The 608-nt window shown below is 69.9% G+C and carries 2 protein-coding genes and 1 pseudogene; all 3 read right to left on the bottom strand.

Translation table 11 applies throughout. From position 1 onward, the window contains the following. Positions 1–163 (bottom strand): sugar phosphate nucleotidyltransferase (locus AC1DXK_RS31140; protein WP_447703559.1); only part of this gene is annotated, 163 nt, incomplete at its 3' end. Further along, positions 160–339 (bottom strand): annotated as a pseudogene (locus AC1DXK_RS31135) (sugar nucleotide-binding protein); the annotation flags it as partial. The gene AC1DXK_RS31140 and the pseudogene AC1DXK_RS31135, both read right to left, overlap by 4 nt. A 32-nt stretch (positions 340–371) precedes the next feature. Further along, on the bottom strand, positions 372–608 hold a 237-nt coding region (locus AC1DXK_RS31130), incomplete at its 5' end, for a GDP-mannose 4,6-dehydratase (protein WP_477299726.1).

Genomic DNA, 608 nt, shown 5'->3' with positions numbered 1-608 from the left:
GCGACGAGATGATCAGGATCTCGCGGATGCCGGCCAGCATCAGCACCGAGACCGGATAGTAGATCATCGGCTTGTCGTAGACCGGCAGGAGCTGCTTGTTGATCGACAGCGTGGCCGGGTGCAGGCGCGTGCCGGATCCGCCGGCCAGAACGATACCCTTCATGGCTTGGAAACTCCCTCTGTCACCGGCCCGACGAGCCGGTCCAGGATGTCGTCGAGCGCCGCCTGCCAGGGCCGCGGCGCGATGCCGTAGGCCGCAGCGAGGCTGTCGGTGGACAGGCGCGAATTGGCCGGCCGCCGGGCCGGTGTCGGGTAGGCGGAGGTCGGGATGCCCTTGACCTGGCCGGCACCGCCGAGGACGAGGATGTCCATCAGCCGTTTAGTCCCAGGCGCTCACCCTTGTAGCGGCCCTCGCGGATCGGGCGCCACCAGCCCTCGTTGGCGAGGTACCAGGCCACGGTCTCCTCGAGCGCCCGCTCGAAGGTCTTCTGCGGGCGCCAGCCGAGTTCGGCCTCGGCCTTGCCGCAGTCGATGGCGTAGCGCCGGTCATGGCCCGGGCGGTCGGCCACGAAGCTGATCAGCTGCTCGTGCGGCGCGCCCTGCGGGCG

The sequence above is a fragment of the Methylobacterium sp. P3_A11 genome (genome assembly GCF_056403155.1).
The sequence above is the reverse complement of the archived record's forward strand: the minus strand, read 5'-3'. Positions and strand labels throughout refer to the sequence as shown.